At 47.0% G+C, this 7,268-nt stretch carries 7 protein-coding genes; 4 read left to right on the top strand and 3 right to left on the bottom strand.

All coding sequences use genetic code 11. The annotated features are described in order from the left end of the window. Positions 1–201 precede the first annotated feature (201 nt). On the bottom strand, positions 202–1,065 hold the full coding sequence (locus tag BC351_RS31945) for a helix-turn-helix domain-containing protein (RefSeq protein ID WP_079418690.1): 864 nt from the start codon (positions 1,063–1,065) through the stop codon (positions 202–204). Positions 1,066–1,192: 127 nt separating this feature from the next. Here BC351_RS31945 and BC351_RS31940 point away from each other — a divergent pair, with 127 nt between their 5' ends. The 3 genes from BC351_RS31940 to BC351_RS31930 all read left to right on the top strand — a co-directional run bounded on the left by BC351_RS31940 (position 1,193) and on the right by BC351_RS31930 (position 3,550). Beyond that, positions 1,193–1,645, top strand: a complete 453-nt coding sequence (locus tag BC351_RS31940) for an SRPBCC family protein (RefSeq protein WP_079418688.1) — start codon at positions 1,193–1,195, stop codon at positions 1,643–1,645. A gap of 213 nt (positions 1,646–1,858) precedes the next feature. After that, positions 1,859–2,413 (top strand): hypothetical protein, encoded by a 555-nt coding sequence (locus BC351_RS31935; RefSeq protein WP_079418686.1) that lies wholly within the window; start codon positions 1,859–1,861, stop codon positions 2,411–2,413. Between the two features lie 3 nt (positions 2,414–2,416). Beyond that, the gene (locus BC351_RS31930) at positions 2,417–3,550 is read left to right on the top strand and encodes a hypothetical protein (protein WP_208629874.1); all 1,134 of its coding nucleotides are present in this window, start codon (positions 2,417–2,419) and stop codon (positions 3,548–3,550) included. A 110-nt stretch (positions 3,551–3,660) separates the two neighbouring features. Here the strand turns inward: BC351_RS31930 and BC351_RS31925 are convergent, their stop codons facing one another. Then, complete coding sequence (locus BC351_RS31925) at positions 3,661–4,422, bottom strand: exodeoxyribonuclease III (RefSeq protein WP_079418684.1); 762 nt, start codon at positions 4,420–4,422, stop codon at positions 3,661–3,663. Between the two features lie 200 nt (positions 4,423–4,622). On the opposite strand from BC351_RS31925, the gene cysK reads away from it, so the two are divergent. Continuing rightward, entirely contained in the window at positions 4,623–5,555 is a 933-nt protein-coding gene (gene cysK / locus BC351_RS31920) for a cysteine synthase A (protein WP_079418682.1), read from the top strand. A gap of 68 nt (positions 5,556–5,623) precedes the next feature. Here the strand turns inward: cysK and BC351_RS31915 are convergent, their stop codons facing one another. Continuing rightward, complete coding sequence (locus tag BC351_RS31915; protein ID WP_079418674.1) at positions 5,624–7,153, bottom strand: MDR family MFS transporter; 1,530 nt, start codon at positions 7,151–7,153, stop codon at positions 5,624–5,626. Positions 7,154–7,268: the final 115 nt, after the last annotated feature.

Genomic DNA, 7,268 nt, shown 5'->3' with positions numbered 1-7,268 from the left:
TCGAACAACTATTATTGTGCGAAACCTATGTTTTTGCGAATTCTATCAGCAGCGATGAGAATAGTATTTCCCAAACTATGTTATTTTAACATTTTTCTTAGATGAATAACTAACACCTTCTGTATAAAAGTCATCCTTGAGATAGAATGAAAAAGCAGCCCCGGCACGCGTTGGAGGGGCTGCTTTTCTATGTGTATGGGATTATTTAGGCTGTGATCGAGGTTCATTGTTGTTGCGATTTGCATTGGAACTTTCGATGCTTTTCACATACTCCTCGGGGGATTTGCCAATCATGGCTTTGAAGGTTTTGATGAAGTGGGCTTGGTCGTAATAACCCAAATCCTGAGACAATTTAGACCAGTTGGGTAGACCGCCTTTCTCAATAAGCTCAGCAGCCTCTTGAAGCCGGTATCGCCCTATGACCCATTTCGGACTAACGCCAACATAACGGTTGAAGAGTCGCTGCAGCGTTCGCTTATTAATAGAGAATTCTTGCACGATGTCCTCTACCTGCAGAATCTCTCGATTGTTGATGGCGGATTGTACCATTCGGTTGATTCGGGCAACCTGTTCATCGGGCTCCGGAAGGAGATTCCGCAGAAATTGTTCCACGAGCGGTACCATTTCTTCCCCATGTTCCAACTGGAGCATGGTCTTCGTCATATCTGTGACCTCAAGGCCAAGAGCATCATGGATGCTTAGCGTTTGACCGGTAAGAAGAGATACAGGCTTGTTCCAAAACGGGTAGAAGCCCGCCGGATGAAATTTGACCCCGAAGACGATGCCTTCGTCTTGCAGTAGGCGAGTGTATGTTGTTTTGGGAACACCGTAAACACCGGCGAAGAGCCCGCTGCTTTCTCGTTCAAAGGCTATATTCACATTGGGGTAGGACAGGATAACCTGGCGGAATGGAGCTTGCCCCCTTAAATCCCAACGGACGACCCAGTACTGCTCGATATATAAGGCCAAATCTTCAGAAGGTTGATAGCGCATAAGTGAAAATTTCTGTCTCCCGGCTTCCGCATGCAGAATGCCTTTATCGGTTTGCTGTACGTTGGATTTCATCTAGTTTCCCCCAGACGATTGCGCTTGTCGCGTTTTTACAATACATGGAAGTGGGAATGCTCTACTATTGAGACTAGCAGTTTAGCATGATGAAAGCAATGAAATACACATGAATGGAGGCAAGATTATGTTAGATCTTAAATATGAATTCTATATCAATGCAAAGCCAGAGAAGGTTTGGGAGGTGTTCATTTCACCGGAAGGGACGAAGGCTATATTTTTTGGTTGTGTACTGAACTCAACCTTTGAAATAGGCTCTCCTTATGCTTATGTGGGGCCAGGCAGTGAAGGCGATGAAACCGTTCACGTTTATGGCGAAGTGCTGGCCTTTGAGCCGAATCTTAAGATGAGCTACACCGAGCATCCAGGGCCCTCTTATCGGGAAAACCATGCAGAATTAGAGACGAGGGTTACACTTACACTGGATGTTGTTGGCAATTGTACGAAGCTTACATTGGTTAATGATCAGTGGCCAGAGAATCATCCTTCTTATGAGTCCACCCAATCCAGTTGGCCGATGATCCTAAGCAATATCAAGAGTTATGTAGAGACAGGAGAAACACTGGATTTTGGCTGGTAAGAGATAAGCGACGTCCCGCGATCTATGAGGGATTAGACAGGTTGTAACAGCTTGCCTTTTGGGGCAGGTTGTTGCAGCCCTTTTTGACGTTCCTCTGCCTATCATTCGCACTTGGTTTACTGCAAAAATTTGTGGAATTTTGATCTTTCCAGTTGAGGAATATGCTAGAATAAGACAGATTAGTGGAAATTATAGACAGAGGTGTGTCATAACGTGCGGAATAGAAACAGCATTTTTGTTATCGGTTGTTTAGGTTTTATTGGCGTAATTCTCGTTATAGCGATTATTAGCGCGGCTATGTTGTGGGGACATCGCAATACAGCGATTGCCTTGGATGAGAAAATTAAAGCACAGCATGTCTCGAACAAATCCAATTACGATAATATGTGGAAACGATTCAAAGAAATGGCCCAAGTGACGGATATGCAAGCAGACGATATCAAAAAAGTGTATACCGATCTGATTGCCGGTCGCTACAACGATACAGGGGCTCTTTTCAAAATCGTCCAAGAGCAGAATCCTCAAATGAATAAGGATCTGTATGCGAAGCTCCAGAATGAAATTTCCGCTGGGCGCACAGAGTTTGACCGTAATCAGAAGAAAATTGCCGATCTGGTGCGGGAGTATAATACGCATATTCGCAAGCATGTCTTGATGAACAGCATCTTCCATTTTGAAACGATGGACGCGAATAAGTTTATCATTACGTCGGATCGCACAAGCGATGCGTATCAAACGGGCAAAGATAATGAAGTGAAGCTGAGGTAGCAGATGGCATATTGGGCAGCGTTTTTTCTTGTTCTGATTGTCGGGTTTGCGATTGAGCTTTTTCTGGGCAGAAGATGGTGGCGCTACATATGGATCACCGTGCTGTCTGCGATCCTCTTTGGCGGTGTAATTGCGGCAGACTACTATTGGCGAACGCTAGATAAAGAGGTGTGGTCAGGATCAATCTCGGCTTGGGAACATCAAGAGGAATGGGATGAATGGATTCCCGGCAAAGAAGAATGCGAGACGGACAGCCATGGCCGTAAAAGCTGCACCAAAGACCGGGGACATTGGGAGCATCACGAGGCCAAGAATAAAATTCAAACGACGGATAACGGCTGGATGACGGTGAGTGAATCCTTGGACGGGAAAACGGAGTTCAACGATCGTTACCCCAATTCGACTGCGGAGCTTGCCAAGTTTTTTCCGCTGGGGATGCCGTCAGCCTCTAAGCATACGTACACGAATAAGGTGAAAGGCTCTTATAGCCTTTTTAGGCATACGGAGCTCGATCCTAAAGATTATCCTGGTCTCCCCTCTTATCCTGATTATGTCAGGGATTTGATCAAAGTGGATCGGATTGTGGGGGATGTTCCAGGCAAAGCCAAGGCATTAGATAGGCTGGCTGCTTGGAACACGAAGCTGAATCAAGACATACCAGATCCGGACAAACCAGGAAAAACGAGGTCATGGAAGCAGGTTAATGTGATCTTCGTTAACGTCGGGGACGACAAACCCAGAGAGTACGGGTATGCGCTGCAAGACCGATGGCAGAACGGCAACAAAAATGATTTCATTGTTAGCTTCAGCCCCGCGCCAGATGGAACGATGAAATGGGTGTATGCTTTTTCTTGGAGTGAAGTTGATATTCTAAAGCTTGAAGTTCAGGATTATATGAGCGAGCAGGGCTTTGGGAAGGACTTTTCTCCGATTGTCGATCATGTCGCACAGATGGTGGCTGATAAATTCGAGAGAAAACAGTTCGCTGAATTCAACTATTTGCAAATCGAGCCGAGCGATATTTCGACTGTGATCATATGGGGACTTGAACTTACGCTGCTAGGCTTCTATGGCTATAAAGCGGTTAGAGGGTATTTGCGGCGCCGGACTTCGCATGATAGAAGTTTTGACTATTAGAAACGGAGACATATGAGTCTCCTGATACCACAAGAACCCTCTCTCACACAATTGTGACAGGGGGTTCTGCGATTTAGGGCTGATTAGGCGATAATCCTGCCATGATCATGTTACTGAGCGAAATCCAGTTCCAACACAACAGGGCAATGGTCGCTGCCCAGAATGTCGCAATCAATGGAAGCATCCATGATGAAGGAGCGCAATCGCTGGGAAGCAAGGAAATAGTCGATGCGCCATCCTACATTTCGGGCTCGAACACCAGGCATATTGGACCACCACGAATACATGTCTGTTCGATCTGGGTACAGCTCACGAAACGTATCGATGAAACCGGCTTCTAAGAGCTCCGTCATTTTCCCGCGCTCTTCTAAAGTAAAGCCCGAATTATTATGATTTCCCTTCGCATTCTTCAGATCAATCTCGTTATGCGCCACGTTAAGATCCCCACAGACCACAACAGGCTTAAGCGCATCCAATTGCAAAAGGTAGGTGCGAAAACGATCTTCCCACTCGATTCGATAGTCTAGCCTAGATAGATCACGTTTAGCATTGGGCGTATACACAGTCACCAAATAGAATTGTTCAAATTCCAGCGTGATAATCCGACCCTCAGGTTCTTCGTCCAGCTCGATACCGTAACGAACGGATAGCGGCTTTTCTTTGGTAAAAACAGCTGTGCCGGAATACCCTTTCTTGATCGCGTAATTCCAATATTGCTGATAGGTCTCACCGAGCTCTAGGTTAATCTGTCCTTCTTGCAGTTTAGTCTCCTGCAGACAAATGATGTCGGCATCTTTCTGCTGGACATAATCCATAAACCCCTTATTCACACAGGCTCTCAAACCATTCACATTCCACGATACTAGCTTCATATTCATAGATTCCCCTTGCGGCTTTCGATAGTTTCTTATCCCAGTGTACCATAAGTGGGTACGATTAAAACAAACACCCATATATAAGAAAATAGCGTACACTTTCATCAACATTTCTGATTTATTTAATTAAGGGCATGCATGCTATACTGATCTTATCCGACTAAGTTCATGGGTTTAATAACCGAGGAGGTACATGTATGACCAACATTTATAATAATCTAACGGAGCTAATCGGCAATACGCCGCTGCTTGAGCTCTGGAACTATAACCATAAGCATCATCTCGAGGCCAAGATCCTCGCCAAATTAGAATATTTCAACCCGGCAGGCAGTGTCAAAGACCGAATCGGTTTTGCCATGATCAAAGAAGCCGAAGCCTCGGGCAAATTGAATAAAGAGACGGTCATTATCGAGCCGACCAGCGGGAATACAGGAATCGGTTTGGCTTTTGCCGCAGCGGCGCTGGGATATCGGTTGATCATTATTTTGCCGGATTCTTTCAGCGTGGAACGAAGGAAATTATTGAAGGCACTTGGTGCCGAGCTTGTGCTGACACCCGCATCCGAAGGGATGCTTGGCGCGATAAGGAAGGCGGAGGAGTTGTCCTCACAGATGCCGAACTCCTTCATTCCGCAGCAATTCAGCAACCGGGCGAATCCCGAGATTCACAGGAAGACGACAGCTGAAGAAATTTGGAGGGACACGGAGGGGAACGTTGATATTTTCGTTGCCGGGGTAGGCTCAGGCGGAACGATTACAGGTGTAGGTGAGCTGCTGAAAGCAAGAAACCCGTCTGCTCAGATTATTGCCGTGGAGCCGGAAGACTCTCCTGTTCTATCTGGAGGCAAGCGGGGCGTGCATCAGATTCAAGGAATTGGCGCCGGGTTCGTGCCGGATAATTTCCGTAGAGAAGTCGTAGACGAGATTGTTACGGTAAGCAATGAAGATGCTATACAAACGGCCCGTGAATTAGCCAAATCCGAAGGATTGCTTGTTGGGATCTCATCCGGTGCTGCGGCTTTCGCAGCGACGGAAATCGCTAAGCGTCCCGAGAATAAAGGGAAGACCATCGTCGTTGTGCTGCCGGATACCGGTGAGCGGTATTTGTCTACAGCGCTTTTTGAGGAGTGAGAGGCTCGCTAGGCTCTGATATAGAACTAAGACCAGAAACCCTGAGGGGGCTCTGGTCTTAGTTCATTTTAATGGGAAGCAGCGAATTTCTCTGTCTCCGCTTCCAGCACAAAGCGTTCTTTGCTCATCGCAAAAGCAGCAGCCAAAGCTAGTACGGCAGGGATGATTCCCCAGGCAAAAGTAAGTACGATGGACGAGGACAGTCCTTCTGAAATTTGACCTAAAATTTTCTCCGGAATGTTGGAGCGGGTTGCCGGGTCTAAGAGTGCATGTGGATCTTTGAAGTCTAGGCCTTGCGGCAGCCCGGCGGATCCATTCCCAGAGAAAGCATCCGACAGATGACGAGTAAGTGAATGGCTTTGGATAATGCCGAAGATCGTGATGCCGATCGTCATGCCAAGGGAGCGTAGGAAATTCAGCGTTGAGTTTGCAGCGCCGCGTTGGCTGACGGCTACTGAATGAATAGCGGCATTACTCAGCACGGAGAAGGAAGCGCCGATGCCTAGACCAATCAGGATCATATAAATTGTAATAACCAGGCGTGAAGATTGCGGTGTTAACGTCGTGAGCAGTGCTATGCCAGCGACCAGTAGAAGCAATGTCGAGATCAGAATGGCACGATAAGAAAATTTGCTGGTCAGCATGCCGCCGGCCGTTGCGGTAACAACCGTTCCCAGCATCATCGGCAGCAGCACTAAACCGGAATTCGTTGCGCTGCCGCCGAGCACGCCTTGGATGAAGATGGGAATATAGACCGAAGCCGTAATGAAGGCTGCGCCGCTTAACATAGCGATGGCATTGCTGGCGGAGTAGAGGCGGTCTTTGAACATTTTAAAAGAGATAATCGGTTCTTCGGCTTTCGTCTCTGCGTAGAGGAAGCAGCCGGTAAGGACCGCGAATCCAGTAAATAATCCGAGGATTTGGGCAGAATGCCAAGCGAATTGTTTACCGCCCAGCTCCAAAGCGAACATGAGGCATACAATAGCGCCAACAAGCGTTAAAGCACCTGTCCAGTCAATACGTTGCTTAGCATGCTGAAGAGATTCTTTATAGAAGAAAGCCACCAATCCGAAAGCAAGAAGTCCAAGCGGAAGATTAATGAAGAATATCCATTCCCACTTGATATAGTCGGTCATATAGGCCCCAAGCAAGGGACCGAAGATGCTGGACATGCCGAACACCGCTCCGAACAAGCCCATTAGCTTCCCGCGATTCTCAGGTTTGACGGTGTCGAACATAATGGTGAAGGTAATCGGTACCAAAGCGCCGCCGCCGATGCCTTGAATGGCGCGATATAAGCTCAGCTGAACGATGGAAGAGGCTGTACCGCATAAAGCAGATCCAAGCATAAAGACGAGGATGCCGAAGATGAAGAAACGTTTGCGCCCATACATATCTGATAGCTTGCCGAAGATGGGCATACCTGCCATTTCGGCAACCATGTAGGCGGATGTGACCCACACGAATTTATCGAGTCCTCCGAGATCGGCGATAATTGAGCCCATGGCTGTGGCAACGATGGTATTATCCATCGATGCCATAAGAATGGCTAATAGCAGTCCGGCTAATACAAAGCCTGTTTGGTTCTTTACTTTCATGTTGATCAAATCCCTTCATGTATCGTGTTTATTTAACTTGATTATAAACACACTACCCTGACAACTTATTGTCAGGGTTATAAGAGGGATTTTAAGAAATATAAGGTTTTTTCTC

Origin of the sequence: Paenibacillus ferrarius (assembly GCF_002027705.1) — a bacterium.
In the GTDB taxonomy this organism is placed as follows: Bacteria; Bacillota; Bacilli; order Paenibacillales; family NBRC-103111; genus Paenibacillus_E; species Paenibacillus_E ferrarius.
This window is presented reverse-complemented; position numbering and strand designations above follow the sequence as displayed.